The following is a 26,927-nucleotide window of genomic DNA, read 5'->3' as shown; positions in this document are numbered from 1 at the left end:
GTCACGAAGCGTTCGCTGTGCGAGACTTCTGCCGTGTCCTCGTTCGTCATGATTATTGGCAGCAGGCGCGCCGGTCCGCAGTGACCGTCCCGTACCACCCCGTACGGCACGGCCATCGTGCCCCAGACCCGCGCGCAGACCTCTCGCACCCGCGAGGGGTTTTTTCGTTTTCCGGCCCGTACCCGGGCCGGAACGGTGCGCGCGGGATGATGGGGGCAAGTGGAACCCGATCGTCCGGATCCACTCATCCGACAGGAGTCACACCAGCATGACCACCAAGGCCAACGCCACCGACGACAGTTTCCATGTCTTCGACACCACACTGCGCGACGGTGCTCAGCGTGAGGGCATCAACCTGACGGTCGCCGACAAGCTGACCATCGCCCGTCATCTGGACACCTTCGGTGTGGGGTACATCGAGGGCGGCTGGCCGGGGGCCAACCCGCGGGACACGGAGTTCTTCGCGCGCGCCCAGCAGGAGATCACGTTCGAGAACGCCCAGCTCGTGGCGTTCGGCGCGACCCGCAGAGCCGGTGGCAGCGCGGCCGAGGACCCCCAGGTCAAGGCGCTCCTGAACTCCGGCGCCCCGGTGATCACCCTGGTGGCCAAGGCGCACGACCGCCATGTCGAGCTCGCCCTGCGCACCACCCTGGACGAGAACCTGGAGATGGTCCGCGACACCGTCGCCCACCTGCGCGAACAGGGCCGCCGCGTCTTCGTGGACTGCGAGCACTTCTTCGACGGCTACCGCGCCAACGCCGAGTACGCGAAATCCGTGGTCCGTACCGCGTACGAGGCGGGCGCCGAGGTCGTCATCCTCTGCGACACCAACGGCGGCATGCTCCCCGCCCAGGTCCAGGCCGTCGTCTCCACCGTCCTCGCCGACACCGGCGCCCGGCTCGGCATCCACGCCCAGGACGACACCGGCTGCGCCGTCGCCAACACCCTGGCCGCCGTGGACGCCGGCGCCACCCACGTCCAGTGCACGGCCAACGGCTACGGCGAGCGGGTCGGCAACGCCAACCTCTTCCCCGTCGTCGCCGCCCTGGAACTCAAGTACGGCATGAAGGTGCTGCCCGAGGGCGCGCTCGCCGAGATGACCCGGATCTCGCACGCCATCGCCGAGGTCGTCAACCTCACCCCCTCCACCCACCAGCCGTACGTGGGCGTCTCCGCCTTCGCCCACAAGGCCGGGCTCCACGCCTCCGCGATCAAGGTCGACCCCGACCTCTACCAGCACATCGACCCGGAGCTGGTCGGTAACACCATGCGGATGCTGGTCTCCGACATGGCCGGCCGCGCCTCCATCGAGCTGAAGGGCAAGGAGCTGGGCGTCGACCTCGGCGACGACCGCGCCCTGGTCGGCCGGGTCGTGGAGCGGGTCAAGGAACGCGAACTGAAGGGCTACACCTACGAGGCAGCCGACGCCTCCTTCGAACTGCTGCTGCGCGGCGAGGTCGAGGGCCGGGCCCGGCGCTACTTCCGTACGGAGTCCTGGCGGGCGATCGTCGAGGACCGCCCCGACGGCACCCACGCCAACGAGGCCACCGTGAAGCTCTGGGCCAAGGGCGAGCGGATCGTCGCGACCGCCGAGGGCAACGGCCCGGTCAACGCGCTGGACCGGGCGCTGCGCGTCGCCCTGGAGCGGATCTACCCGCAGCTCGCCAAGCTGGAACTGGTCGACTACAAGGTCCGCATCCTGGAGGGCCGCACCGGCACCGAGTCCACCACCCGCGTCCTCATCACCACCGGCGACGGCACCGGCGACTGGGCGACCGTGGGGGTCGCCGAGAACGTCATCGCCGCCTCCTGGCAGGCACTGGAGGACGCGTACACCTACGGACTGCTGCGCGCGGGCGTCGAGCCCACGGAGTAGCTCGCCGGCGCATCCGCGAGAGCCGCCGCCCGACACCGGGCGGCGGCTCTCGCGCGTTCAAGAGATGAATGCACAACGCGTCCTGCCTGGTGGGCCGATGGGTCCGGACCAATCTCGACGTGAAGTATTGACGGCCCCGTATCGGCGCGGTTAACTCCAGCCGCAACGCCGGTACCGGTTCCGGAACCGGTACCGAACGCGTCGGCCGAGGTGACACCACGCTGCCCGCCGCGCCGCCCCACCCTGCTCGCACCCCGCTCCCACCTGCTTGTTCCTCGCCCTTGCCTGGTCCAACGGAGGCCCAGATGCGTGTCACCATCGCCGATGTCGCCCGCGAGGCCGGCGTCAGCAAGACGACCGTGTCACGGGTCATCAACACCAAGGGCGAGGTGGACCGTTCCACGGCCGCCCGTGTTCGTGAAGTGATCGCACAGCTCGGTTACGTACCCAGTTCCGGAGCCGTCGGTCTCGCCCGTGGCTCCAGCCGTACGGTCGGCATGCTCGTGCCCTCGCTGACCTGGCCGTGGATGGGCGAACTGCTCCAGGGCGTCGTCGACACCGTCGAGGCCGCCGACTACGGGCTGCTGCTCTTCACCTGCAACCGCGGGGCCGAATCCGTCCAGCGCTTCACCAGCCAGGTGTCCGCGCGCGCCTTCGACGGGCTCGTCGTCGTGGAGCCCGAGAACACCCTCGGCCACCTCACCGAACTGCACCGCGACGGCCTGCCGATCGTGCTCATCGACGATCGCGGCCACCACCCCGAATTCCCCTCCGTCGTGACCACCAACCACGAGGGAGGCGCGTCCGCGGCCCGCCACCTGCACGCCGCCGGACGCTCCCGGCCCCTGATCCTCACCGGCCCCCAGCACTTCGGCTGCGTACGGGACCGGACCGCCGGATTCCGTTCGGTCCTGCCCACCGAGCTGGTCGTCGAAGGAGACTTCACCGAACGCGGCGGACGGCTCGCCGTCGAGGAACTCCTCGCGCGCGGCGTCGCGTTCGACTCCGTCTTCGCGCACAACGACATCAGCGCGGCCGGCGTGCTCCGCACCCTGCGGGCCGCCGGACGCCGGGTCCCGGACGACATCGCCGTCGTCGGCTTCGACGACATCCCGATGGCCGAACACACCGAACCGCCCCTGACCACCGTGCGCCAGCCCACCCGTCGGATGGGCGAGACGGCGGCCCGGATGCTGCTCTCCCACCTCGGCGGCACGCCCGTACCGGACGGACCGGCCGTGCTGCCCACCGAACTGGTCGTGCGCCACTCGGCGCCCTGACGGACCCGGCCGCACGGCCGCGCCCCGCTCGCTTCGCACCCCTTCCGCCCGCCGGGCTCTCCCGACCCCGGCAGCCCCTTCCTGGAGTCGCCATGTCCGTACGCCGTCGCACCACCCTCAGAGCGGTCGCCGCAGCCACCGTCGTGGTGGCGCTCGCCGCCGGTTGCTCGAACGCCAACTCGGGCGCCAACAAGGGGGGCGGCGCCGCGAGCGGCGTGCTGACCCTGGGCAAGCCGGACGGACCGCAGACCAACAACAGCAACCCGTTCCTCAACACCTCGGCGGGCGCGGTCCTCGGCTACCGCTACATGATCTACGAGCCGCTGGCCATGACGAACATGATCAAGCCCACCGAGAAGGCCGACCCCTGGCTCGCCACCGAATGGGCCTGGGAGGACAACTTCACCAAGGTCACCTTCTCCCTGGACGACCGGGCGAAGTGGGCCGACGGCAAGCCCCTGACCGCCGCCGACGTGGAGTTCACCTTCAACCTCCTCAAGAAGCACCCGGCGCTCAACGGGAACGGCATCCCCTTCGACGGGATCGCCGTGGAGGGCAAGAAGGTCGTGCTGACCTTCAAGGAGTCCCAGTTCGTCAACCAGAACAAGATCATCCAGACCTTCATCGTGCCCAAGCACATCTGGGAGAAGGTCGACAACCCGGAGACCTGGCCCAACCGCACCCCGATCGGCTCCGGACCGTACAAGCTCAAGACGTTCACCCCGCAGACCACCACCCTGACCGCCACGCCGAGTTACTGGAACGGCACCACCAAGGTCAAGGAGCTGCGCTACACCGCGTACAACGACAACAGCGCCGCCACCACCGCGCTGGCCACCGGCAAGGTCGAGTGGTCCTTCGTCTTCATGCCGAACCACAAGCAGCTGTTCATCGACAAGGACCCCAAGAACCACCAGCTCTGGTTCCCCTCCGGCCTCGGCATCCACGGCCTCTGGTTCAACACCGCCCGCAAGCCCTTCGACAACCCGGCGCTGCGCAAGGCGATGGCGATGGTCGTCGACCGCAAGGCCATCCACATCCAGGCCCAGGCCACGCTCTACCCGGAGATCACCAACCCGACCGGCATCCCGCTGCCCGCCGGTGAGCCCTTCCTCGCGCCCGAATACCAGGACGCCACCACCAAGCCCGACGTCGCCGGAGCCAAGAAGCTGCTCAGCGAGGCCGGGTTCACCCTCAGCGGCGGTGTGCTCAAGGACCCGTCCGGCAAGCCGGTGAAGCTGACCTTCACCGACCCGGCCGGCTGGAACGACTACATCACCGGGCTCGCGATCATCAAGGACAACATCAAGGAACTCGGCATCGAGGCGAAGGTCAAGACGCAGACCGCCGAGGCCTGGGGCGCGGACGTCGCCAACGGCAACTTCGACGCCACCCTGCACTGGACCAACAGCGGCGCGACCCCCTACGACATGTACCAGAACATCATGGACGGGGCGATCCTCCAGCCCATCGGCAAGAGCTCCCAGACGGGCAACTTCGGGCGCTTCAAGAGCCCCGAGGCCACCGCCGCGCTCAAGGAGTACGCCAACGCCACCGGGGACGCGGCCCGCACCAAGGCCCTCAACACCATCCAGAAGATCTTCGTCGAGGAGGCCCCGGTCATCCCGACGGCCGCCGCGCCCATCGGAGCCGAGTACTCCACGAAGAACTGGATCGGCTGGCCCACCGAGGCCAACCCGTACGCCCCGCCGCAGCACACCCAGCCCACCGCCCTGGAGATCGTGCTCAACCTCAAGCCCGCCTCCAAGTAGGCACGGGGAAAGACGGGAAGAACCGGCCATGACAACCAGCGATCAGCCCGAGCACGCGCGGACCGGCACCGATGTGGTGCTCGAAGCGCGCGGAGTCACCAAACACTTTCCCCTGCGGCGCACCGCCCGCGACCTGTTCGCCCGCGAGCGCCGCAGCGTCCACGCCGTCGACGACGTCTCGCTCCGGCTGAGACGCGGCACCGTCACGGCCCTGGTGGGGGAGTCCGGCTCGGGCAAGTCCACCGTCGCCCGGCTGCTCGCCCAGCTCCATCCGCTCACCTCGGGCGAGATACGGCTGGGCGGCGAGCCGGTGGTCGCCGGTCGTGGCCGGTCCTTCCGCCGTTACGTACGCCGGGTCCAGCTGATCTTCCAGGACCCCTTCGCCTCGCTGAACCCGGTGCACACCGTGCGCTACCACCTCACCCGCGCCCTGAAGATCCACGGCCGGGCGGGCAGCGGCGACGCCGAGCTGGAGGAGAACCTGGCCGCCCTGCTGAACCGGGTCCAGCTGACCCCGCCCCAGCAGTTCCTGGACAAGTTCCCGCACGAGCTCTCCGGCGGGCAGCGCCAGCGCGTCGCCATCGCCCGGGCCCTCGGCGCGGACCCGCAGGTCCTCCTCGCCGACGAACCCGTCTCCATGCTCGACGTGTCGATCCGGCTCGGCGTCCTCAACCTGCTCCGCGACCTCAAGGAACGCCTCCATCTGGCGATCCTCTACATCACCCACGACATCGCCTCCGCCCGCTACTTCGCCGACACCACCCTCGTGATGTACGCGGGCCGGATCGTCGAGGGCGGCGACAGCGAGCGCGTCACCCAGCACCCCGCCCACCCCTACACCCAGCTCCTCATCGCCTCCGCACCCGACCCGGACCGCATCGTCGCCGAGGAGGAACAGGAGGAGACCGGCACCGGTGAGCCGCCCTCGCTGATCACCCCGCCCACCGGCTGCCGCTTCCACCCCCGCTGCCCCAAGGCGATGGAGCGCTGCCGCACCGAACTGCCACCACGCTTCGACCTGCCCGACGGGCAGTGGGCGGCCTGCTGGCTGTACGAGGGCACGGGCCCGCGGACGTACGCGGGCGTCGACGGCACGGCCGCGAAGGAGGCCACCCGGTGAAGTACCTCCTCCAGCGCCTCGCCTTCTACACCGTCACCGCGTGGGCCGCGATCACCATCAACTTCCTCATCCCCCGGCTTATGCCCGGCGACCCGGTCCAGGCCCTGCTCAGCCGCTACCAGGGGCAGCTCGACACCAAGGCCATCGACTCCCTCAAAGCCCTGTTCGGCCTCGACGAACAGCAGTCGATGTGGCAGCAGTACACCGACTACTGGGCCCACCTCCTCGACGGCGACCTCGGCCTCTCCTTCACCTTCTTCCCCACCCCGGTCAGCGAGGTCATCGGCCAGTCGCTGCCCTGGACGCTGGCCCTGGTCGGCACGACCACCCTGATCAGCTTCGTGCTCGGCACCGGCATCGGCGTCTACAGCGGCTGGAAGCGCGGCTCCTGGCTGGACGGGCTGCTGCCGGTCACCACCTTCATCTCCTCCATCCCGTACTTCTGGCTCGGCCTCGTCGCCATCGCCCTGTTCGCCGAGAAGTGGTCGCTGTTCCCGAACTCCGGCGGCTACGACAACGCGCTCGTCCCGGCCTTCGACTGGCCGTTCATCTCCAGCGCCCTCTACCACGCGGTCCTGCCCGGCGTGACGATCGTCCTCAGCGCGGTGGCCGGCTGGATCCTCGGCATGCGCAACATGATGGTCACCGTCTCCTCCGAGGACTACGTGATGGTCGCGCAGGCCAAGGGCCTGTCCGAGCGGCGCGTGATGTTCGGCTACGCGGCCCGCAACGCGGTCCTCCCCAACATCTCCGGCTTCGCCCTCTCCCTCGGCTTCATCGTCGGCGGCACCCTGCTCGTCGAGATGGTCTTCACCTACCCGGGCATCGGCTTCCAGCTGCTCCAGGCCGTCGGCGGCAAGGACTACCCCCTGATGCAGGGCGTCTTCCTGATCATCACGCTCTCCGTCCTCGCCGCGAACCTGCTCGCCGACCTCGTCTACGCCGCCCTCGACCCCCGCACCCGGAAGGAGGCGTAGCCCCGTGTCCAGCACCCGCGTCCGCGCCGCCCGCCCCCGTATCCGGAAGGCCTGAGGTCCCATGTCCATCACCGCCACCGACGTCGCCGTCCTCGACGGCGCACCCGCACCCGCGGCCCCCACCCGCCGGGCCCGGCTTCGGTTCCTGCGCGGCGGGAAGACCCGCACCGGCCTGATCCTGCTGGCGTTCTTCGTCCTGCTGGCCGTCGCCGGCCCGTGGCTCGCCCCGTACGACCCCGACGCCATGAGCGACCAGCTGCTCCAACCGCCCTCCGGCGACCACTGGTTCGGCACCACACACACCGGGCAGGACGTCTTCTCGCAGATCCTCGTCGGCACCCGGGGCGTCCTCGTCGTCGGACTGCTCGCCGCCGTCATCGCGACCGTCCTGTCCGTCCTGATCGGGGTCAGCGCCGGATTCCTCGGCGGGGCCGTCGACGAGATCCTCTCCGCGCTCTCCAACATCTTCCTGGTGCTGCCCGGGCTCCCACTGATCATCATCGTCGCGAGCTTCGTGCCCGACACCGGCGACATCGTCATCGCCGTCGCCATCGCCCTGACCTCCTGGGCCTGGGGATCGCGGATCCTGCGCGCCCAGACCCTGTCGCTGCGCCGCCGCGACTACGTGGAAGCCGCCCGCGCCACCGGCGAGTCGACCCCGCGGATCATCCTCTTCGAGATCCTGCCGAACCTCACCGCCGTCATCGCCTCCGGATTCGTCGGCACGGTCATCTTCGCGGTCCTCACCGAGATCACCCTCGCCTTCATCGGCGTCGCCGACATCTCCCACTGGAACTGGGGCACCGTGCTCTTCTGGGCCCAGTCCAACCAGGCCCTCGCCCAGGGCGCCTGGTGGTGGTTCGTCCCGGCCGGCCTCTGCATCGCCCTGCTGGGCACCGCGCTCGCCCTCATCAACTTCGGCATCGACGAGTTCGTCAACCCCCGCCTGCGCACCGCCACCGGATCCTCCCGGAAGGTCAAGATGCGCGTCGGCTTCACCCCCGTCGCCCGGAAGTCCACCGGCGACGGACACCGCGCGCAGAGCAGCCAGAACACCAGCAAGGAGCCGCGCACATGAGCGCCGAGCCGGTCCTGACCATCAGCGGACTCAACGTCGACTACGGCACCGACGCGAGCGCCGTCCACGCCCTGCGCGACATCGACCTCACCCTCCACCGCGGCGAAGTCCTCGGCCTCGCGGGCGAGTCGGGCTCCGGCAAGTCCACCCTCGCCTACGCGGTGACCCGGCTGCTGTCCCCGCCCGGCGTCATCACCGGGGGAGAGGTCCACTACCACCGGCCCGGCGGCGACCGGGTCGACATCCTCTCCCTCGAACCGCACCAGCTGCGTGCCTTCCGCTGGCAGGAGCTGTCCATCGTCTTCCAGGGGGCGATGAACTCCCTCAACCCGGTGCACACCGTCCACAGCCAGCTCACCGACGTCCTCGCCGCCCACCGCCCGGAGCTGAAGAAGCGCCAACGGACTGCGCGGGCCCAGGAGTTGCTGGGGCTCGTCGGTATCAGCGCCGACCGGCTCGCCGCCTACCCGCACCAGCTCTCCGGCGGGATGCGGCAGCGCGTGATGATCGCCATGGCGCTCGCCCTGGAACCCGAGATCGTCATCATGGACGAGCCGACCACCGCGCTCGACGTCGTCATGCAGCGGCAGATCCTGCGACGGCTCGTCCAGTTGAGGGAACAGCTGAACTTCTCGGTCGTGTTCATCACCCACGACATCTCGCTCCTGATCGAATTCTCGGACCGGATCGCGATCATGTACGGAGGCCGCATCGTGGAGGAGGCGGGTGCGGCGGAGATCTACCGCGACCCCCGCCACCCGTACAGCGGCGGGCTCCTGCACTCCTTCCCCGCGCTCCACGGCCCCCGCCGCGAACTGACCGGCATCCCCGGCTCCCCGCCCCACCTCTCCGCGATGCCCACCGGCTGCGCCTTCCACCCGCGCTGCGGCAAGGCCTTCGAACCGTGCGCCGCCGAGGTCCCGCTGCTGACCCCGCCCATCGACGGCCCCGGCCGCGCCGTCGCCTGCCACCTGCACGCACCCGGCCACGCAGCGCCCGGGCCCGGACAGCCGGGCGTCCCGGGCCGGGTGACGCCGGGGCCCGCCCGCTGACCATCCGCCCCGCCCACGCCCCGATCCCACGTACGCCTCTACGCCTACGGAGACCGATGAACCTCGCCCCCACCCCGCAGCGACTCCTCCGTCCCGCCCCGGTACGAGGACTCCCGGCCGACTTCCGCTGGGGCGTCGCCACCTCCTCGTACCAGATCGAGGGGGCCGCCGCCGAGGACGGCCGCACCCCGTCCATCTGGGACACCTTCTGCCGGGTGCCCGGGGCCGTCGAGGGCGGCGAGCACGGCGACGTGGCCTGCGACCACTACCACCGGATGCCTCAGGACGTGGAGCTGATCGCGGGCCTCGGCGTCGACACGTACCGCTTCTCGCTCGCCTGGCCGCGCATCCAGCCGGGCGGCCGGGGCCCGGCGAACGAGAAGGGGCTGGACTTCTACAAGCGGCTGGTCGACGAGCTCCAGGGGCGCGGCGTCACCCCGTGGATCACGCTCTACCACTGGGACCTGCCGCAGGAGCTGGAGGACGCGGGCGGCTGGCCCGCGCGGGACACCGCCCTGCGCTTCGCGGAGTACGCCGCCCTCGCCTACGAGGCCCTCGGCGACCGGGTCGAGCACTGGACCACCCTGAACGAGCCCTGGTGCTCGGCGATGCTCGGTTACGCCCACGGGGTGCACGCCCCCGGCCGGCGGAACCTCGGCGACGCCATGGCCGCCGTCCACCACCTGCTCCTGGGCCACGGTCTCGCCGCCGGTGCGCTGCGGGACGCGGCCGGGGGCGACCCGCTGGAGCTGGGCATCACCCTGAACCTCGGCACCGCCACCCCCGAGACCGCCGGCGAGGCCGACCGCGAGGCGTGCCGCCGCGCCGACGGCATGGGCACCCGGCTCTATCTCGACCCGCTCGTCCACGGCCGCTACCCCGAGGACGTCGTCGCCGACCTGGCCGCCCAGCACATCGAACTCCCGGTCAGGGAAGGCGATCTGGCCGCCATCGCCGCCCCGCTCGACGTCCTCGGCGTCAACTTCTACCGGGGCATGCAGTTCTCCGGCGTCACCGAGGACGGATCGCCCACCGACGCCGACGGTCTGCCCGTCACCCGCGTGGTGGAGCGTGATCTGCCCCGTACCGCGATGGACTGGGAGATCACCCCGACCGAACTCACGGACCTGCTCGTGCGGTTGCAGCGCGACTACGCCCTCCCGACCGTCGTCACCGAGAACGGCGCGGCCTTCGACGACACCGTCGCCGCCGACGGCTCCGTCCCCGACGCCGACCGCACGGCCTACCTCGCCGACCACATCGACGCCGTCGTCGCCGCCCGCGGCCAAGGGGCCGACGTCCGGGGCTACTTCGCCTGGTCGCTGATGGACAACTTCGAGTGGGCCTACGGCTACGACAAGCGGTTCGGCATCGTCCGCGTCGACTACGACACCCAGGTCCGCACGCTCAAGGACAGCGCCAAGTGGTACCGCGACACGATCCGCCTCACCCGCGACGACACCGCGTGACGCACCACCTGATGCGCCACGTGACGCACCACGAAATGCGCCATGTGACGCCAAGGCGTGACGGCACCGCGTGACGCGCCGACGCCCCCTGCCCCGCCCGTACATCCGCACCCGACCCCGAGACGAGAGCGCTCTCAGATGACTCGCACCCCGCACCTCCGCCCCCGTAGGGGCAGAAGCAGACCCGCGACGGCCGCCCTCGCCGCCGCCGCCGTGCTGGCCACCCTGCTCGCAGGCTCGGCCACCGGCCCCGCCGCGGCCGCCGACGAACCGGCCCCCGTGCTCGTCGACCGCTTCGAGGGCGAGGTGCCGCTCGGCAACAACCCGCCCGCCGACGCGATCTTCACCTGGGGCGGCGACGCGGACGACCATCCACAGCTGAAGCTGGCCGAGCGTGCCGACGCCCCCGAGGGCGAAAAGGTCCTCGAAGGCTCCTACGACATCAGCGCGTACGGCGGGTTCAGCCATGAGTTCGCCGTGGACACCCCGCCGCAGAACTGGACCGCCCACCAGGGCATCCGCTTCTGGTGGTACGGCCAGAACACCGCGCCGCTGCCGCCCGGCTCCGGCAAGAAGATCAACTTCGAGATCAAGGACGGCGGCGCGAACGGCGGCGCGTCCGAGCTGTGGACCACCTCCTTCACCGACGACTGGGAGGGCTGGCACCTGGTCGAGATCCCGTTCGCGGACTTCGTCTACCGGGCCGACTACCAGCCCGTCGGCGGCATCGACCAGGTCCTCGGCCTGAACGAGATGTGGGGCTACGCCCTCACTCTGCCCGGCGGCGGGCCGGGTGAATTCGCCCTGGACGCAGTCGATTTGTACGGCAAGGCGGACCCGGCGCTCACCGCGAGCGTGGTCACCGACACGGCCGTCCGCCCGGTGAAGAACGGCGAAACGGCCCAGCTGGCGCTCTCGGTCGCCACCACCGGCTCCGTCCCCATCGAGGAGCCCGTCACCGTCACGTACGCCACGAAGGGCGGCACAGCGACGGCCGGGAAGGACTACACCCCGGTCACCGGCAGCCACACCTTCCCCGCCGGCACCGCCTCCGGCACCACCCACCGGGTCACCGTCCGCACGGCGAAGGCGTCGAAGCCCGCCGAGGCGAGGACGATCCCGCTGGAGCTGACCGTCACCGGCGCGAAGGCCCCGCGGGAGAACCCGCAGGTCGTCATCGACGCCCATGGACTCCCGTACCAGAACGCCAAGTTGCCGGTGAAGCAGCGGGTGGCGGATCTGCTGTCCCGCCTCTCGCCCGCCGAGAAGGCCGGGCAGATGACCCAGGCCGAGCGCAACGCGCTCCGCACCCCGGGTGACATCGCCGCCTACGACCTCGGCTCGCTGCTCTCCGGCGGCGGCTCGGTCCCCACCCCCAACACCGCGGCCGCCTGGGCCAAGATGGTCGACGCCTACCAGCTGCGCGCCCAGGCCACCCGCTTCCAGATCCCGCTGATCTACGGCGTGGACGCGGTGCACGGCCACAACAACGTCGTCGGCGCGACGATCATGCCGCACAACATCGGCATCGGCGCGGGCCGCGACCCGAAGAGCGCCGAGAGGACGGGCGCGATCACCGCGAAGGAAGTCCGCTCCACCGGCGTTCCGTGGGACTTCGCCCCCTGCGTCTGCGTCACCCGCGACGAACGCTGGGGCCGCTCCTACGAGGCCTTCGGCGAGGACCCGGCCCTGGTCGAGGCCATGGAGACGGTCATCCAGGGCATGCAGGGCAGCCCCTCGGGCAAGGACCTGCACCGCAACGACAAGGTCCTCGGCAGCGCCAAGCACTTCGTCGGCGACGGCGGCACCGAGTACGGCTCCGCCACCACCGGCTCGTACACGATCGACCAGGGCGTCACCAAGGTCACCCGCGAGGAGCTGGAGGCCGTACACCTGTCGCCGTTCGCGGAGTCGGTGAAGCGGGGCGTCGGCACGGTCATGCCCTCGTACTCCTCGCTCGACGTCCTGGGCGACGACCAGGGCCCGGTGAAGATGCACGCCAACGCCGAGATGATCAACGGCGTCCTCAAGGACCGGATGGGCTTCGAGGGCTTCGTCATCAGCGACTGGCAGGCCATCGACCAGATTCCCGGCGACTACGCGAGCGACGTCCGTACGTCGGTCAACGCCGGACTCGACATGATCATGGTCCCGACCGCGTACCAGGAGTTCACGAAGACGCTGAAGGACGAGGTGACGGCGGGCCGGATCAGCGAGGCCCGGATCGACGACGCGGTCGCCCGCATCCTCACCCAGAAGTTCCGCCTGGGCCTCTTCGAGAAGCCGTACGCGGACACCACCCACCTCGACGAGGTCGGCTCGGCCGAGCACCGGGCGGTGGCCCGTGAGGCGGCTGCCAAGTCGCAGGTGCTGCTGAAGAACGACGGGGCCGTGCTGCCCCTCAAGCCGAACCAGAAGGTCTACGTCGCCGGGTCCAACGCCGACGACATCGGCAACCAGGCCGGCGGCTGGACCATCAGCTGGCAGGGCTCCTCCGGGAGGACCACCACCGGCACGACGATCCTGGAGGGCATGAAGAAGGCGGCGAAGAGCCCGGAGTCCGTGACGTTCTCGCGGGACGCCTCCGCCGCCACGGACGGCTACGACGTCGGTGTGGTGGTCGTCGGTGAGACCCCGTACGCCGAAGGCATCGGCGACGTCGGCAACGGCCACGACCTGGAGCTGACGGCCGCCGACAAGGCCGCGGTCGACAAGGTCTGCGCCGCCATGAAGTGCGCCGTCCTGATCGTCTCGGGCCGCCCGCAGCTCATCGGCGACCGGCTCGGCAAGATCAACGCGCTGGTGGCCTCCTGGCTGCCGGGCTCCGAGGGCGACGGCGTCGCCGACGTCCTCTACGGCAGGCGCGCCTTCACCGGGCAGCTCCCGGTGACCTGGCCGAAGTCGGAGGCCCAGCTTCCGATCAACGTCGGGGACGCGACGTACGACCCGCAGTTCCCGTACGGCTGGGGCCTGACCACACTGAAGAAGCCCTCGGCCGGCGGCGAGCTCACCCTCGCGGCCCTCGCCGTCGCCGCCCAGGTCGCGGAGAAGGCGAAGCTGGGGAAGACCCCGGCGGGCAAGGCGATCGTGGACCAGGCCCGGCTGCTGGTCCAGCAGAGGATCAACGGGAAGTTCACGCAGGCGGTCTCGAAGCCGTTCGCGGAGGCGGACCACCTGCTGCTCAAAGGTGACCTGACCGGAGCGGTGGCCAAGCTGCGCACGGCCTACCGAGCCGCCTAGGCACCTCGCTCTCCGGACGGGCGACGGCGTTCGTCGCCCGTCTGGAGTAGCGTTAAGTATGAGGAAAAGGCTCTTCCCCGCGCTGCTGGCGGGCCTGCTGCTCATCTTCGCAGCGGCGGCTCTCGCCCTGACCTCTCCCGCGTCGGCCGCGCCCGCCGCGACCATCCAGGACGCCGCCCAGGCCCTGCGCGACGACCCGGTGTACGTGGACCCGGGCGCCCGCGATCAGCTCTCCGTCGCTGACGAGAAGGCCCTGGAGAACAAGATCACGAACGCCGACAAGCCGGTCTTCGTCGCCGTCCTCCCCGACACCTCCGCCTTCCCTGAGGAAGGCCTCCTCAAGACCCTGCGCAGCGACACCGGTATCACCGGCGTCTACGCGATCCGCCTGGGCGACGGCTTCGACGCGGGCGCGGACCCGCAGGTCATGCCCACCCGGGCGGTCGAGAACCTCACCGCGTCCGTGGAGAACCCGGCCACCGCCACCGACGCGCCCTCCCAGCTCAACGCCTTCGTCGACCGTGCCGTGGAGCAGGCCCGGGGCACCGCCCCCGCCTCCTGGTCCGGCGGAGGCGCGGCGGACGAGCCCGGAGCACCGGTCGGCGGCCTGATCACGCTCGGCGCGCTGGTCGCGGCGGGCGGCGCGGGCGCGTACGCGATCTCCCGCCGCAACAAGCGCCGCAAGGAGGAAGAGGAGCGCATCGCGCTCGACAAGCTCCGGGTCGTCGTCGACGAGGACATCACCGCGTACGGCGAAACCCTGGAACGCCTGGACTTCCACCCCGCCGAGAAGGGCGCGGACGACACCATGCGCGCCGACTACGAACGGGCCCTGGACTCCTACGAGAGCGCCAAGTCGAGAATGGACAAGGCCACGCACCCCTCGGACGTCCGCGGAGTCACCCAGTCCCTGGAGGACGGCCGCTACTCCCTCGCGGTCCTGGAGGCCCGCCGCACCGGCGCGGAGATACCGGCCCGCCTCCCGCCGTGCTTCTTCGACCCGCGCCACGGCCCCGCGGTCACGGAGGTCCTGTGGACCCCGTCCGGCGGCGCGGCCCGCGAGGTCCCGGTCTGCGGCGCGGACGAGGCCCGGCTCGGCCGGGGCGAGGACCCGATGAGCCGTACGGTCGACGTGGGCGACGGCAACCGCCGCCCGTACTGGGAAGCGGGCCCGGCCTACGGCCCCTGGGCCGGCGGCTATTTCGGCGGCGGCCTGCTCCCCGGCCTCCTGGTCGGCACCATGCTCGGCTCGATGCTCGCCACCCCGGCGTACGCCTCCGAGTACGGCGGCGGTGACTTCGGCGGCGGCGCGGGCGGCGACTGGGGCGGCGGCGACTTCTCCGGCTCCGACTTCGACTCCTCCGGCTTCGGCGGCGGCTTCGGCGACGGCGGCGGCTTCGGGGGCGGCGGCTTCGACGGCGGCGGCTTCTGAGGACCCCGAGCCCTGAGGGCCCCGAGCCCTGAGGGCCCCGAGCGAGGGCCCCGAGCCCGGCCCGCACGGAGAGGCGTACGGCAGGCGTACGGCGAGGGGCGCGGAGAGACGTACGGAGAGGGAGCGCGGAGCGACGGCGGCCCAGGCCGCGCGCCCAGCAGAGAGCTGCGGCTCTGCCCGACGGCGGCCCCGGCCGCGCGCCCGCCGGAGGCCGCGGCTCTGCCCGCCCGTCCGGGAGAGGCAGCGGGCGTTGCCCCGGTCCGTCCGGATCCTGCCCTTCGGCCCCTGGGCGGCGTCCGCCCGCCCGCCTAGCGTGACTCCATGCACACCCACGAGACCCCGGCCCAGGACCACGACCGGCAGCGGCCCGCGCCCGTGGCCCGGACCGCCGACCGGCACGACGGCCGGGACCCGCGTACCCCCGGGGGCCTCCAGAGCACGCTGGGCAACGCGGCCGTGACGCGCCTGATCACGGTGTCCCGGATGGTGACCGAGGACGAGTTCAGGCAGATCTCCAAGGGCTCCGGAATGCGGAGCCGCTCGGAGATCGCCAAGGTCGACCAGGCTCTACGGGCCTTCTACGCCCTGCCCGACGCCCGGCCGGGGGCGCGACTGCTCGCCCTCAAGGACATCGTCACGGCGTGCGAGGCCTACGTCGCCCACAAGCCCGGGGGAGGGGAGCGCGTCGACGGAGTGAAGCAGCTCAAGGGCGAGGCGGAGGAGGCGCAGTCGGGGCTCGACGCCGAAGCGGTCTTCCGGGGGCTGCTGACCGAGGTCGACCGGATGGTGGCCGCGAAGGAGGACCCGGAGATGGACCTCCGCCTTCCCGCCGACGAGGCTCGCAAGGCGTCCCAGAAGATGCCGGGGCCGGTGTTCACCGCCGTGATGGACGGTTTCGTCGCGCAGCTCGGCGCACTCCGCGAGGACGCGGCGCTGCCCGAGGAGACCCGTGCGGTCATCGGCGAGCTGATGGCCGTGGTGGATCTGGTGACCGTGAAGCAGTACCCGCAGGGCGGCATGCCCGGGATGAAGCTCACCACCGGGCCCGACGAGGCCCCCGCGTTCACGTTCAACGTCGACACCCAGGCCCGGGGCGGTTCGTCCTTCATGCTCGGGCACGTCGCCCACGAGCTGACCCATGTCGCGGCCCATCAGGCGTTCGGGAGCAGCCCGGTGATGGAGCTGGTCCAGTCCGGGGCGACCGACGCCCAGGTCGCGGCGCTGGCCACGGAGCGCAGGAACACCCTCGCCGATCTGCGGCAAGCCCTCGGCGGGGACACCGAGTTCAGCCCGTTCCAGCAGCGGATGCTGGAGGAGAAGCTGGGGTATGGAGGCCAGGGCGGCAAGCTGAAGAAGTACGCGGACGCCTTCGCGTCGAAGGGGAAGATCACCCCCGAGCAGCATGCGCGTCTGAGCGCCTGGGACGAGGCGGCCGGCACCGCGTCCGGCACGCTGATCGAGTACGACACCGTGATCAACCAGATGCTGGTCTATCTCCACCAGTGGGAGATCCGCCGGGACCACCCGTTCTACGTACGGCTGCTCGCGGCGGCCCGGGCCGCGTTCGACCGCCGGAGCCAGGCCCGGGAAGCCGTCGCCCAGACGGCGGGAAACACCGCCTAGCCGATCAGCGACCACCAGACGGCCACTCCGGCGAGGACGATCAGCACGCACATCACCGCGTTGCTCCGCCGGTAGTCCGCGAGGATCGCGGCGAACTCGCGGAGCGTCGCGTTCGGCCAGAAGTACGCGGCGGTGGGCGAGCCCACCACCTGCCCCCGGATCCGCAGCCGCCGGGCGGTGAGGGCGGCGCGGAAGGCGTGGTAGTTGTTCGTGACGACCACGCAGCGGTAGTCGGGCTTCGCCTTCTCCATGATCGCCCTGCTGAACCGCAGGTTCTCCTCGGTCGTCGTCGACCGGTCCTCCCGCTCGATGAGATGCGCCGGAAAGCCCTGGGCCACCAGATGGTCGGCCATGGCGTGGGACTCCGGCAGATCCTCGTCGGGCCCCTGTCCGCCCGAGGTGATGAGCACGGGCGACCCGCCGCGCCGGGAGAGCCGCGCGTGGACCGCCTGCCCGCGCTTCAGCCGGCTCGCGAGCAGCGGCGGAACGGTGGAGCCGCCGACCAGCCCCGAGCCCAGCACCACCACGAAGTCGGCCTTGCGGCGCACCCGCAGCCGCCCGTAGAGGAAGGCGTAACAGACGAAGCACAGAAACAGGAACGAGAAGTAGAGCGCCAGCCCACCGGCCGCCGTCGCCGCCCCGATCAGCACCGGAGTCCGCAGGACGGCGGCGGTGACGAGCAGCGCGACGACGGCGAGGATCGCCGTGGCGGCCAGCAGCGACAGCAGGTTGGACGGGCTCCTGCCCTCCTTGCGCAGCATGCGTACGCCGTTGAGGAAGAGGAAGCACGTCAGCAGAAGGACGGCCACCGCGCCCAGGGCCAGCAGCGACCACACCACGACCGGGGCCGACGCGGAGTCGGAGTCGATCAGCCGGTACACCAGCCCCGCCAGCCCGCAGAGCACGGCGAGGCCGAGCAGCACGGCGTTGCTGAACTTCCGGCGCTCGCGCAGCGCGCTCACACAGAAGGCGAGGAAAAGGAGCGCCGCCGGGGCGTAGACCACCATGGGCACAGAGTAGGCAGCGGACCGGCGTCGGCCTACGGCGAGGTGGCGGGAGATGGGGGAGAGGTGGGGGAGGGGTCGGTTCCGTCCGAGGCTTGCCGAAGCCGCCGGAGAATCGATGCGTGCCCTTTGCCGGGTGCGGGCCGTTGAACCCGGCATGAAGAAGCGAAGCGTACTTGCCGTTGTCACTCTCGCCGCCGGAGCGGTCATCGCCGCGATCAGCCCGCCCCCGGGAGGCGGCGACGCGGCGCACGCCGCCGAACCGCCGGTCAGCCTCGGCGCGCTGGACGACGTCGGCGACCTGGGCAAGCTGGTCGACGGCGCGGCGGGGGCGACCACCTCCACCGCAGGCACGGTCACCAGCACGGTGGAGGACGCCCGGTTCAGCTGAGCCGACGCGCACAGGACCGGCCCACCGGGAACATCCGGTGGGCCGGTTCTGCGTGCGAACTCCGTGTGCGAACCGTCCGCCGCCGTGGTCAGGCCAGGAAGTCGACGCTCTGGCAGAAGCCCGCGTCGGCGGCGGCCCGGTAGACGGGCCAGGCCAGGGCCAGATCTTGCCAGGGCAGCCCGACGGGCGCGTAGACGGTGATCTGGTCGCTCGTTTCGCGGCCGGCCCGCTCACCGCCGAGCACCTGCCCGAGAGACGCGTGCGCGGCGTCTGCGCTCAGCCCGCTGTTGCCGAGCGCTCCCATGGAGACGGCGAGTTCACGATCGTCGACCACGGTGCGGGCGCGTCGCAGCGCGTCGGCGGCGAGTTCGACCTTGCCGGGCTCGTCCGCGTCGAGCGTGGTGACGTGCGTGCCCGGGCGCAGATCGGCGGCAGCCGGCCGAGGGCTGCGTGACCAGGTCGCGAGGACGACGATGTCCGCGCGCGCCGCGGCGCTCTGTGGCTCGCCGACCGTCTCGACCTCGATGCCCAGGAGCTTTTCCTGTTCCGCGGCGAACGCGGCCGCCCGCGCGGGGTCGGTGTCGCACACGGTCAGCCGGGACACCGTGCGCAGGCGGACGAGGCCTCGCAGCGCGGGAACGGCATCGGGAAGCTTCGCGTTGACCTTCACCGTGTAGGCCGGGATTCCGCCGATCACCCCGGGCAGAAGCGCTGTCGCCGTACCCGGACCGGCAGGTCCGTACGGATCCGCAACGGCCGGACGCCCGGAGCGGGCGCGGTGAAGCCCGCACGAAGCCCGGCCAGCACGGTGTCGGGGTCGAGCAGTTCGGTGATCCGGGAACGGGTCAGCGGCGACGTCACCGGGCCACCCTCGTTCGTGGGCTGTGGCCGGGGCAACCACGTACAGACAGCCCGGCGACCGGCGTCGTCCGGGTCGGACTTCAGCGACTCGGCGCGTCGATCCCGTACGACCTGATGAGGCGGGCCAGTTGGCGGCCCGCCGCCAGGAGAGGTTCCTCGCTCCGGTTGACCTGGGCGGTGACCTCGGCGCCCTCCACGGCGCTGATGACGGTGGTCGCCAGCTCGCGGGCGTCCTGCGCCGGGAATCCGCAGGCCAGCAACTTGTCGCGAACGAGCTGCTCCCAGCCGTTCAGCGCGTCGGCGCACGTCTGCTGGAGCTCCGACTCGCCGCCGAGCGTCTCCAGGGCCGCCGCCGTGACCGGGCAGCCGTCGACCCAGCCCGATTCCTTGAGCCCGGCGGCCAACTGGCGGGTGCAGGAGAGCACCGCGTCCGCCGGGTCGGGCTCGCTGTCCAGGGCTTCCGCGATGAGCGCCGCGAACTCCTGCGCGCTGTACCGGATCGCGGCGACGGCGACCGCTTCCTTGCCGCCCGGGAAGAAGTGGTAGATCGAGCCGAGCGTGGCCTGCGACTCCTTGGCGATCTGCTTGATGCCGGTGCCGACATAGCCCTGCCGCTGGAGAAGACGCGCGGTCGCCACGACGATCCGGTCCCGGGTGCTGGTCTGCATGCCGTCACTGTAGCGGGCACTGAGTAGAGCGTTCGTTCTAGAGCTGTGTTAGCTTCTCGGCAGGCTCTGGATAGAGCGTTCGTTCTAGCATTGTTGGGGGTACGTGATGAGCAGCGCACAGCATGCGGTCACCGTCATAGGACTGGGCCCCATGGGCCGGGCGATGGCCGCCGTCCTACTCGACCGTGGATACGCGGTCACCGTGTGGAACCGCACCGCGTCCCGCGCGGACGACCTGGTGGCCCGGGGCGCGGTCCTCGCACCGAGCCCCGCCGACGCCGTCGCGGCGAACGAGGCGGTCGTCATCAGCCTCACGGATTACGCGGCGTTCCACGCCGTACTGGAGCCCGCCGCGCAGGCACTGGACGGCCGGGTCCTGCTCAACCTCACCTCCGCCACGCCCGAGGAGGCGCGCGCCGGGGCCCGCTGGGCGGCCGGGCGAGGAGCTGAACTGCTCACCGGCGGTGTCAGCGCGTCGCCCACGGGCATCGGACAGCCCGAGTCGTACGCCTTCTACAGCGGCCCGCGCGAGGCGTTCGACCGGCACCGGCCGGTGCTGGAAGCGCTGACGGGCCGGGTCGAGCACCAGGGCGAGGACCCGGGGCTCGCCGCGCTTCACTACCAGATCGGCATGGTCATGTTCTGGACCTCGATGCTGGGTTGCTGGCAGGCGGTCGCCCTCGCCCGCGCCAACGGTCTGACGGCCGCCGACATCCTGCCGAGCGCCGCCGAAACGGCCGACTCGCTCGCCGAGACCTTCGCCTTCTACGCCGAACGCATCGATGCCGGAGTGCACCTCGGCGACGTCGACCGCCTGGCCATGGGGCTGGCGAGCGCCGAGCACGTGCTGGAGGCCAACGCCGACGCGGGCGTCGACACGGCTCTCCCGGCCGCCGTCGTCGACCTGTTCCGGCGGGGTGTGGAGGCGGGGCACGGCACGGACAGCTTCTCGGCCCTGGTGGAGCTGATGGCGAAGCCCGGGAGCAGCTGAAATATGCGGCAAGACACAGGTTTACGGCCATGGGGCATATGCAACGCCTTATTGGTCCAGACCTATTGTGCGGGCGTGCCCGGCTCGCTAGCTTTCTCCTGGCGGCGCGCGCTGTTCGGATCGGCTCGACTCATTCATTCACTGACGCACAGTCATGTGCGTTGACTGAAAACGGAGTTACCGACATGCACAGACGTATTGCCGCTCTCGCGGTGACCGTGGCGACCGCCGGAGCGATGCTCCTCGGCACCGCCTCGACAGCCTCCGCCACGGGCCCCGGCTTCTGGCTCCGCAGCCACCACGCCAGCCTGGCGGAGTGCCAGGCGGTGGGGAACGCCGGCGCCGACAACGCCCTCTGGAGCCGTGTCTTCATCTGCAACCCGTTCGCGGGCAATCCGAGCGTGTACGAGTTGTGGGTGCGCTACTGAGGTAGCGGGCGGACAGCGAACCGCCCCGGCCGCGGCGGCGGCCGGGGCGGTGCCGCGTGCTCAGAGGGCGGCGCTGCCGCCGTGGATGAAGGTGCTCCAGGCGGTGCGTCCAGCAGCGCGTCCAGTAGCCGGGTGCTCTCCTGGACGGTGAGCGCCTGCAAACGCGGCATCCCGTACCTCTGCGTAAGTGTGCTGACGTCAGCCGGCTCGTCGAAAACGCTCGCGTGCAGATGGCCGCTGACATAGGCGAACTGGCCGTGGCCGGAGGTCTCCAGCAAGAGAAGTGGGCCCCCGAGCCCGGCGTGCCCAGGGGCGGTGCGGGGCATGATCTGAAGGGTGACGAACGGCAGATCCATGCAGCGCCTTAGGTGGAGAAGCTGGTCCCGCATCACCTCGGGGACACCCAACTGCGTGTGCAGATGTTCTCCTCCAGAATGAAGTGGAGGACGGGCCGGGGCTTGCGTTCCAGGATCTTCTGGCGGCCGAGGCGCTCCGCCACCCGCATCTCGATGACGTCCTCGTCGACCGGTGGGTAGTTGCAGCCGAAGACGAAGCGAGCGCACGCCTCGGTCCGGAGCGGCCCCGGAATGAGCTGGGTCTCGTACGAGAGCACGCTCACCGCGTCCTGCTCGTACCGGACGAAGTCCTTTGGGCTCCGACCAGCTGCCACGAAGTGACTCGCCTGACGCTGCTCTGCTTTCCCGGGTGCATGGGATGGCTTCCTCCCCGTACCTCTCCGCTGTCGATCCACCGGAACTCGTACAGATGCGTTTGTACGTGCTTCTGCTCTGCTGCAGCCTAGTAACTCCGTGTGAGCGTGGAAGCATGAACGAGACAACCCAACTCCCCTTCTACCGCGCCGCCTTCTACTGCCGTGAGCGCAGGTCGATCCCCGTCGTACGGAAGTTCACCCGTAAGGCGCTGGTCGAGTGGGAGTGCGAAGCGCGTGCGGACGATGTGCTGCTCTGCGTGACCGAGCTGGCGACCAACGCCCTCCGTCACGGTGTGCCGCCGGGGCGTGGATTCAAGGTCCACATCTACCTGGAGCGAGTCGAGAACATGATCCGCGTCGAGCTGCACGACAGCGGCGACGGAGAGGTGCGGCCGGCGGACGGGGTGCCGGGGGCCGACGAGGAGGGCGGGCGCGGGCTGCTGCTGGTCGCGGCGGTGGCGGACAAGTGGGGGGTTGGGGAGCGGAACCCCGGCAAGGTCGTGTGGTGCGAGTTCAGTATCGAGTGAGTTGCTGTTTCGGCAAGGATGTTTGTCGTTTCGGCCGCACGGGCGCACTCTCGTCATCGAGCGGAGGCGGGCTGAGGTGGTCCGCGGCCGCGTGACGAAGGAGGAGCGGCATGAAGCGGCAGCGGTACGACGTGGTGATCGTGGGCGGAGGGGCGGCCGGCCTCAGCGGGGCGCTGACCCTGGCGCGGGCCCGGCGCTCGGTTCTGGTGATCGACGCGGGCGAGCCCCGTAACGCTCCCGCGTCCCATGTGCACAACTACCTGGGCCGCGAGTCGACCCCGCCCGGCGAGCTGCTGGCGATCGGACGCGGCGAGGCCGCCGGGTACGGGGCGGAGATCGTCGAGGGCCGGGTGGCCTCGGCCGAGAAGCTGCCCGAGCAGGGCTTCCGGGTGGTGACGGAGGACGGCCGGAGCGTTGAGGCGCGGCGGCTGCTGGTGACGACGGGGCTCGTCGACGAGCTGCCGCCCGTGCCGGGGCTGGCGGAGCGCTGGGGGCGCGAGGTGCTGCACTGTCCGTACTGCCACGGGCACGAGGTGGCGGACCGCCCGATCGGCGTGCTGGCCACCGGCCCCCTCGCCGTACATCAGGCGCTGATGTGGCGGCAGTGGAGCGAGGACGTGACCCTCTTCCGCCACACGGGGCCCGAGCCGTCGGAGGAGGAGTGCGAGCAGCTGGCGGCCCGCGGCGTCGCGGTCGTGGACGGCGAGGTGGCGGGCCTGGAGGTCGCGGACGACCGGTTCACCGGCGTACGGCTGGCGTCCGGCCGGGTGGTCCCGCGCGAGGCGCTGGTGGTGCAGGCCCGGTTCACCGCCCGCTCGGCGGTCCTGGAGTCGCTGGGCCTGAAGCCCGTGGCGCAGGAGATGGGCGGGGTGGTGATCGGTGCGTACGTCCCGACCGACCCGACCGGCGCGACGGAGGTCCCCGGGGTCTGGGCGGCGGGCAACGTCACCCGCCTCACCGAACAGGTGATCGGTGCCGCTGCGGCGGGCCTCATGGCCGCGGGCGCGGTCAACGGCGACCTGATCACCGAGGACACCCGGCTGGCGGTGGCGGCCCGGCGGCGCGGCTGATCGGGCGCCGTCAGGAGAACAGGGCGGAGAGGAGGTCCCCCGTCCACCCGAAGACCTTGTGCACCAGCAGCGCCATCAACGCGAAGATCCCGAGGATCACCACGGTGACCCAGGAGCAACCGCCCCCGCCTCCCGCATCGGGCTCGTCCCGCCCGCCCAGCTCCGCATCGAACAGATCCACGACTGCTCCCGTCCCACCCCGTCGCCGAAGCCCGGCGACCGGAACCCCCCGGTTCCGTGGGGTGAAGAATCGCACGGTCGGGGCCGGTCGGCGGAGGCGGTGCCGTACTCAGTGGGGTGGGCGAAAGTACTCAGCCGGCGCGCGGCCGCCCGTGGCCCGTGTTCCTCGCCCCGCGGCCCCGTCCGGCGTAACGCAGGCGGGCGAATGACGGGCCGCGGGGTGACGGCCGGGGCCCGGCGGATGTGTGAGGTCCGGTTACGGGGATACGCGGAGGGTCCCCGGTGCCACGAGGGCGCCGGGCGTCGGCAACGTAAAGGGAGATTTCCGTGGGCATCATCGCCTGGATCCTCATCGGCCTGTTCGCGGGGCTCATCGCCAAGGCGCTGACGCCCGGCAAGGACCCCGGGGGCTGCCTCGTCACGATCGTGATCGGCATCGTGGGCGGGCTGCTCGGCGGCTGGCTGGGCAAGGTGATCTTCGGCGTCGACTCGATCGACGGATTCTTCAGCCTGTCCACGTGGATCGCCGCCGTCGTCGGTTCGGTGATCGTCCTGCTCGCCTACCGGCTGGTCGCGGGGCAGCGCTCCCGCTGACCCGGTCTCGCCCCGCCCGCATCCGGGCGGTTCGCGGCGACTTCTCGACGGGTCGATTCGTCCACGTTTGCCTACATTGGCAGAGGGTCAGTAGGGCAGCCGTAGTAGGAGCCATCGCCGACGCGTCTGCGGAAGACAAACAAGAGGAAACGACGACATGACCGACACCTCGCGCAAGCCGACCACCTCCGACTCCGGCGCCCCGGTGGAGAGCGACGAGCATTCGCTCACCGTCGGCCCGGGCGGGCCGATCCTGCTCCAGGACTCCTACCTGATCGAGCAGATGGCCCAGTTCAACCGCGAACGCATCCCCGAACGCCAGCCGCACGCCAAGGGCAGCGGCGCGTTCGGGAAGTTCGAGGTGACCGCGGACGTGTCCGCGTACACGAAGGCCGCCCTCTTCCAGCCGGGCGTCACCACCGACCTGGTCGTCCGGTTCTCCACCGTCGCGGGGGAGCGGGGCAGCCCGGACACCTGGCGGGACCCGCGCGGCTTCGCGGTGAAGTTCTACACCAGCGAAGGCAACTACGACATGGTGGGCAACAACACCCCCGTGTTCTTCGTGAAGGACCCGATGAAGTTCCAGCACTTCATCCGGTCCCAGAAACGCCGGGCGGACAACAACCTCCGCGACCACGACATGCAGTGGGACTTCTGGACGCTCTCGCCGGAGTCGGCCCACCAGGTCACCTGGCTGATGGGCGACCGGGGCATCCCGCGCAGCTGGCGTCACATGAACGGCTACACCTCGCACACGTACATGTGGATCAACGCGCAGGGGCAGCGGTTCTGGGTGAAGTACCACTTCAAGACCGACCAGGGCGTCGAGACGTTCACGCAGGACGAGGCCGACCAGATGGCCTCCGCGGACACGGATTACCACACGCGAGATCTCTTCGAGCACATCCGCGACGGCGAATTCCCGAGCTGGACGCTGAAGGTCCAGGTCATGCCGTACGAGGACGCCAAGGACTACCGGTTCAACCCCTTCGACCTGACCAAGGTGTGGCCGCACGGCGACTACCCGCTGATCGAGGTCGGCCGGATGACGCTGGACCGCAACCCCACGGACAACCACGCCGAGATCGAGCAGGCGGCCTTCCAGCCGAACAACCTGGTGCCCGGCATCGGCCCGAGCCCGGACCGGATGCTGCTGGCGCGCCTGTTCAGCTACGCGGACGCGCACCGCCACCGCATCGGCGGCAACTACCAGCAGCTGCCGGTCAACGCCCCCGTCGCGCCGGTGCACACGTACTCCAAGGACGGGGCGATGGCGTACCGCAAGACCAGCGACCCGGTCTACGCCCCGAACTCCAAGGGCGGCCCGGAGGCCGACACGGCACGCTACGGCACCCCGCCGAGCTGGTACGCCGACGGGGACATCACCCGGGCGGCCTACGTCGACCACGCCGAGGACGACGACTGGGGCCAGGCGGGCACCATGGTCCGCGAGGTCCTGGACGACGCGGCGCGGGACCGGCTGGTGGACAACATCGTCGGCCACCTGCTCAACGGGGTGACCGAACCGGTCCTCCAGCGGGCGTTCCAGTACTGGTCGAACGTCGACGCCACGCTCGGCAAGCGCGTCGAGCAGGGCGTACGCGCGAAGGCGGGCGAGAAGGACCCGAAGGCGGCGGAGCAGGCCAACCCGGCGCGCTCGTCGATGCAGCGCAAGGCCTGAGGACCGGGGGCCCGCCGCGGCCCCTTCCGGGCGTACGACAGCCCCTCATCCCGTCGGCCGACGGGATGAGGGGCTGTGCGTTTCCCCCGAGGGCCGGGCTTGGTCGCCCGCGTACCCGGGGCCGGAGAAGGCCGTGCCGGTCGCCGATCCGTTCGGCGAGGCCGGTGCCCGGAGACCGCGCCCGGAGACCGCGCCCGGAGACCGCGCCCGGAGTGCGGAGGCCGATGCACCCCCCCTCCCCGCTCAAGATCATCAACGTGCAGAATGACCTGTATGTCGATAACGAACACTCCGCGGGCGGCCACGCTCGACGACGCCCCGGAGATCAGCCGCACCCTGGCCCGCACCTTCGCCGATGACCCGATGATGGAGTGGTTCTTCCCCGGCGGGCCCGCGCGCGAGGCCGACCTGGTCCGCTACTTCACCACGATCTTCACCCGGCAGTACGGCCCTCACGGAGTGTGCGAGCGCACCGCGTCGGCGGCCGCGTTCTGGGTGTCGCCGGAGGGTCAGGAGAAGGCCGTTCCCGACGCGGAGACGGTCGCGGAGCTGGAGGAGATCCTCGGCGACCGCGCGCCGCTGTTCCGGGACGCGGTCGCGGCGGCCGCCGAGCAGGGCCCCAAGGAGCCGCACTGGTACCTGGCGGTGGTCGGCGCGGACCCGGCCGCCCGGGGCCAGGGGCACGGGGCGGCGCTGCTGCGTTCCGGGCTCGCCAAGGCCGACGCGGCGGGCCTGTCGGTCTACCTGGAGTCCTCCAAGCCGGACAACCTGCCGTTCTACGAGCACTTCGGCTTCACGGTGCTCGGCGAGGCGCGACTGCCGGGAGGCGGGCCGCTGTTGTGGGTCATGCGACGCGAGCCCCGGGCCGTCGACGCTTCGTAGCGGTCTCAGAAGGTTCGGA

The 26,927-nt window shown here is 70.9% G+C and carries 22 protein-coding genes and 2 pseudogenes; 19 read left to right on the top strand and 5 right to left on the bottom strand.

Features of this window, described 5'->3' with window-relative positions; genetic code table 11:
- The first annotated feature begins 268 nt into the window (after nt 1-268).
- The 11 genes from cimA (at nt 269) to G3I54_RS00195 (ending at nt 16,919) form a co-directional block, all read left to right on the top strand.
- Entirely contained in the window at nt 269-1,876 is a 1,608-nt protein-coding gene (gene cimA / locus G3I54_RS00245) for a citramalate synthase (protein WP_164609838.1), read from the top strand.
- Nucleotides 1,877-2,181: 305 nt separating this feature from the next.
- A complete protein-coding gene (locus G3I54_RS00240; protein WP_164609836.1) occupies nt 2,182-3,156 on the top strand; it encodes a LacI family DNA-binding transcriptional regulator in 975 nt (324 codons plus the stop codon).
- Between the two features lie 92 nt (nt 3,157-3,248).
- Nucleotides 3,249-4,928, top strand: a complete 1,680-nt coding sequence (locus tag G3I54_RS00235) for an ABC transporter substrate-binding protein (RefSeq protein WP_164609834.1) — start codon at nt 3,249-3,251, stop codon at nt 4,926-4,928.
- 28 nt (nt 4,929-4,956) lie between these two features.
- Nucleotides 4,957-6,048, top strand: a complete 1,092-nt coding sequence (locus tag G3I54_RS00230; protein WP_164609832.1) for an ABC transporter ATP-binding protein — start codon at nt 4,957-4,959, stop codon at nt 6,046-6,048.
- Nucleotides 6,045-7,025: an ABC transporter permease gene (locus G3I54_RS00225; RefSeq protein ID WP_164609830.1), complete on the top strand. Its 981-nt coding sequence runs from the start codon at nt 6,045-6,047 to the stop codon at nt 7,023-7,025. Before G3I54_RS00230 ends, G3I54_RS00225 begins: the two co-directional genes overlap by 4 nt.
- A gap of 61 nt (nt 7,026-7,086) precedes the next feature.
- Entirely contained in the window at nt 7,087-8,103 is a 1,017-nt protein-coding gene (locus G3I54_RS00220; protein ID WP_164609828.1) for an ABC transporter permease, read from the top strand.
- Nucleotides 8,100-9,155, top strand: coding sequence for an ABC transporter ATP-binding protein (locus tag G3I54_RS00215; protein WP_239144160.1), 1,056 nt, complete (start codon nt 8,100-8,102; stop codon nt 9,153-9,155). Before G3I54_RS00220 ends, G3I54_RS00215 begins: the two co-directional genes overlap by 4 nt.
- A 56-nt stretch (nt 9,156-9,211) precedes the next feature.
- On the top strand, nt 9,212-10,624 hold the full coding sequence (locus tag G3I54_RS00210; RefSeq protein WP_164609826.1) for a GH1 family beta-glucosidase: 1,413 nt from the start codon (nt 9,212-9,214) through the stop codon (nt 10,622-10,624).
- A gap of 138 nt (nt 10,625-10,762) precedes the next feature.
- Nucleotides 10,763-13,864 carry a glycoside hydrolase family 3 N-terminal domain-containing protein gene (locus tag G3I54_RS00205; RefSeq protein WP_164609824.1) on the top strand — a complete coding sequence of 1,034 codons (3,102 nt, stop codon included), beginning with the start codon at nt 10,763-10,765 and terminating at the stop codon, nt 13,862-13,864.
- Between the two features lie 58 nt (nt 13,865-13,922).
- Entirely contained in the window at nt 13,923-15,296 is a 1,374-nt protein-coding gene (locus tag G3I54_RS00200; protein ID WP_164609822.1) for a DUF4449 domain-containing protein, read from the top strand.
- Nucleotides 15,297-15,617: 321 nt separating this feature from the next.
- Nucleotides 15,618-16,919, top strand: coding sequence for a hypothetical protein (locus tag G3I54_RS00195; protein ID WP_164609819.1), 1,302 nt, complete (start codon nt 15,618-15,620; stop codon nt 16,917-16,919).
- On the opposite strand, the gene G3I54_RS00190 is transcribed toward G3I54_RS00195, so the two are convergent.
- Nucleotides 16,916-17,926, bottom strand: coding sequence for a YdcF family protein (locus G3I54_RS00190; protein ID WP_164609817.1), 1,011 nt, complete (start codon nt 17,924-17,926; stop codon nt 16,916-16,918). The genes G3I54_RS00195 and G3I54_RS00190 overlap by 4 nt on opposite strands.
- 154 nt (nt 17,927-18,080) lie before the next feature.
- Between G3I54_RS00190 and G3I54_RS00185 the strand changes: the two genes are divergently transcribed.
- Complete coding sequence (locus G3I54_RS00185) at nt 18,081-18,314, top strand: hypothetical protein (RefSeq protein ID WP_030078880.1); 234 nt, start codon at nt 18,081-18,083, stop codon at nt 18,312-18,314.
- 88 nt (nt 18,315-18,402) lie between these two features.
- Here G3I54_RS00185 and G3I54_RS00180 read toward each other — a convergent pair.
- Together G3I54_RS00180 and G3I54_RS00175 are read right to left on the bottom strand one after the other, a co-directional pair.
- Nucleotides 18,403-19,175: pseudogene (locus G3I54_RS00180) on the bottom strand (ornithine cyclodeaminase family protein).
- 80 nt (nt 19,176-19,255) lie between these two features.
- A complete protein-coding gene (locus G3I54_RS00175) occupies nt 19,256-19,843 on the bottom strand; it encodes a TetR/AcrR family transcriptional regulator (protein ID WP_164609815.1) in 588 nt (195 codons plus the stop codon).
- A gap of 106 nt (nt 19,844-19,949) precedes the next feature.
- Here G3I54_RS00175 and G3I54_RS00170 point away from each other — a divergent pair, with 106 nt between their 5' ends.
- Both G3I54_RS00170 and G3I54_RS00165 read left to right on the top strand, forming a co-directional pair.
- Nucleotides 19,950-20,834, top strand: a complete 885-nt coding sequence (locus tag G3I54_RS00170) for an NAD(P)-binding domain-containing protein (protein ID WP_164609812.1) — start codon at nt 19,950-19,952, stop codon at nt 20,832-20,834.
- A 185-nt stretch (nt 20,835-21,019) separates the two neighbouring features.
- On the top strand, nt 21,020-21,262 hold the full coding sequence (locus G3I54_RS00165) for a hypothetical protein (RefSeq protein ID WP_030078876.1): 243 nt from the start codon (nt 21,020-21,022) through the stop codon (nt 21,260-21,262).
- Here the strand turns inward: G3I54_RS00165 and G3I54_RS00160 are convergent.
- Nucleotides 21,256-21,875, bottom strand: a pseudogene (locus G3I54_RS00160) (DUF5753 domain-containing protein). The gene G3I54_RS00165 and the pseudogene G3I54_RS00160 overlap by 7 nt on opposite strands.
- A gap of 212 nt (nt 21,876-22,087) precedes the next feature.
- Here G3I54_RS00160 and G3I54_RS00155 point away from each other — a divergent pair.
- Nucleotides 22,088-22,501, top strand: coding sequence for an ATP-binding protein (locus tag G3I54_RS00155; protein WP_164609810.1), 414 nt, complete (start codon nt 22,088-22,090; stop codon nt 22,499-22,501).
- Between the two features lie 110 nt (nt 22,502-22,611).
- Entirely contained in the window at nt 22,612-23,571 is a 960-nt protein-coding gene (locus tag G3I54_RS00150; RefSeq protein WP_164609808.1) for an NAD(P)/FAD-dependent oxidoreductase, read from the top strand.
- A gap of 10 nt (nt 23,572-23,581) precedes the next feature.
- On the opposite strand, the gene G3I54_RS38800 is transcribed toward G3I54_RS00150, so the two are convergent.
- Entirely contained in the window at nt 23,582-23,752 is a 171-nt protein-coding gene (locus G3I54_RS38800; protein WP_203685357.1) for a hypothetical protein, read from the bottom strand.
- A gap of 326 nt (nt 23,753-24,078) precedes the next feature.
- Between G3I54_RS38800 and G3I54_RS00145 the strand changes: the two genes are divergently transcribed.
- The 3 genes from G3I54_RS00145 to G3I54_RS00135 all read left to right on the top strand — a co-directional run bounded on the left by G3I54_RS00145 (nt 24,079) and on the right by G3I54_RS00135 (nt 26,908).
- Nucleotides 24,079-24,345, top strand: coding sequence for a GlsB/YeaQ/YmgE family stress response membrane protein (locus G3I54_RS00145; RefSeq protein WP_164609806.1), 267 nt, complete (start codon nt 24,079-24,081; stop codon nt 24,343-24,345).
- Nucleotides 24,346-24,502: 157 nt separating this feature from the next.
- Nucleotides 24,503-26,026, top strand: coding sequence for a catalase (locus G3I54_RS00140; RefSeq protein WP_164609803.1), 1,524 nt, complete (start codon nt 24,503-24,505; stop codon nt 26,024-26,026).
- Between the two features lie 264 nt (nt 26,027-26,290).
- The gene (locus tag G3I54_RS00135) at nt 26,291-26,908 is read left to right on the top strand and encodes a GNAT family N-acetyltransferase (RefSeq protein ID WP_203685328.1); all 618 of its coding nucleotides are present in this window, start codon (nt 26,291-26,293) and stop codon (nt 26,906-26,908) included.
- Nucleotides 26,909-26,927: the final 19 nt, after the last annotated feature.

This window comes from Streptomyces sp. SID14515, assembly GCF_010548505.1.
Lineage (GTDB): Bacteria > Actinomycetota > Actinomycetes > Streptomycetales > Streptomycetaceae > Streptomyces > Streptomyces caviscabies.
This window is presented reverse-complemented; position numbering and strand designations above follow the sequence as displayed.

Excerpts from the sequence above, each read along its gene's own strand:
- cimA (WP_164609838.1), top strand. The coding sequence starts at position 269 with ATGACCACCAAGGCCAACGCCACCGACGACAGTTTCCATGTCTTCGAC.
- G3I54_RS00240 (WP_164609836.1), top strand. The coding sequence starts at position 2,182 with ATGCGTGTCACCATCGCCGATGTCGCCCGCGAGGCCGGCGTCAGCAAG.
- G3I54_RS00235 (WP_164609834.1), top strand. The coding sequence starts at position 3,249 with ATGTCCGTACGCCGTCGCACCACCCTCAGAGCGGTCGCCGCAGCCACC.
- G3I54_RS00230 (WP_164609832.1), top strand. The coding sequence starts at position 4,957 with ATGACAACCAGCGATCAGCCCGAGCACGCGCGGACCGGCACCGATGTG.
- G3I54_RS00220 (WP_164609828.1), top strand. The coding sequence starts at position 7,087 with ATGTCCATCACCGCCACCGACGTCGCCGTCCTCGACGGCGCACCCGCA.
- G3I54_RS00215 (WP_239144160.1), top strand. The coding sequence starts at position 8,100 with ATGAGCGCCGAGCCGGTCCTGACCATCAGCGGACTCAACGTCGACTAC.
- G3I54_RS00210 (WP_164609826.1), top strand. The coding sequence starts at position 9,212 with ATGAACCTCGCCCCCACCCCGCAGCGACTCCTCCGTCCCGCCCCGGTA.
- G3I54_RS00205 (WP_164609824.1), top strand. The coding sequence starts at position 10,763 with ATGACTCGCACCCCGCACCTCCGCCCCCGTAGGGGCAGAAGCAGACCC.
- G3I54_RS00200 (WP_164609822.1), top strand. The coding sequence starts at position 13,923 with ATGAGGAAAAGGCTCTTCCCCGCGCTGCTGGCGGGCCTGCTGCTCATC.
- G3I54_RS00195 (WP_164609819.1), top strand. The coding sequence starts at position 15,618 with ATGCACACCCACGAGACCCCGGCCCAGGACCACGACCGGCAGCGGCCC.
- G3I54_RS00190 (WP_164609817.1), bottom strand. The coding sequence starts at position 17,926 with ATGGTGGTCTACGCCCCGGCGGCGCTCCTTTTCCTCGCCTTCTGTGTG.
- G3I54_RS00185 (WP_030078880.1), top strand. The coding sequence starts at position 18,081 with ATGAAGAAGCGAAGCGTACTTGCCGTTGTCACTCTCGCCGCCGGAGCG.
- G3I54_RS00175 (WP_164609815.1), bottom strand. The coding sequence starts at position 19,843 with ATGCAGACCAGCACCCGGGACCGGATCGTCGTGGCGACCGCGCGTCTT.
- G3I54_RS00170 (WP_164609812.1), top strand. The coding sequence starts at position 19,950 with ATGAGCAGCGCACAGCATGCGGTCACCGTCATAGGACTGGGCCCCATG.
- G3I54_RS00165 (WP_030078876.1), top strand. The coding sequence starts at position 21,020 with ATGCACAGACGTATTGCCGCTCTCGCGGTGACCGTGGCGACCGCCGGA.
- G3I54_RS00155 (WP_164609810.1), top strand. The coding sequence starts at position 22,088 with ATGAACGAGACAACCCAACTCCCCTTCTACCGCGCCGCCTTCTACTGC.
- G3I54_RS00150 (WP_164609808.1), top strand. The coding sequence starts at position 22,612 with ATGAAGCGGCAGCGGTACGACGTGGTGATCGTGGGCGGAGGGGCGGCC.
- G3I54_RS00140 (WP_164609803.1), top strand. The coding sequence starts at position 24,503 with ATGACCGACACCTCGCGCAAGCCGACCACCTCCGACTCCGGCGCCCCG.
- G3I54_RS00135 (WP_203685328.1), top strand. The coding sequence starts at position 26,291 with ATGACCTGTATGTCGATAACGAACACTCCGCGGGCGGCCACGCTCGAC.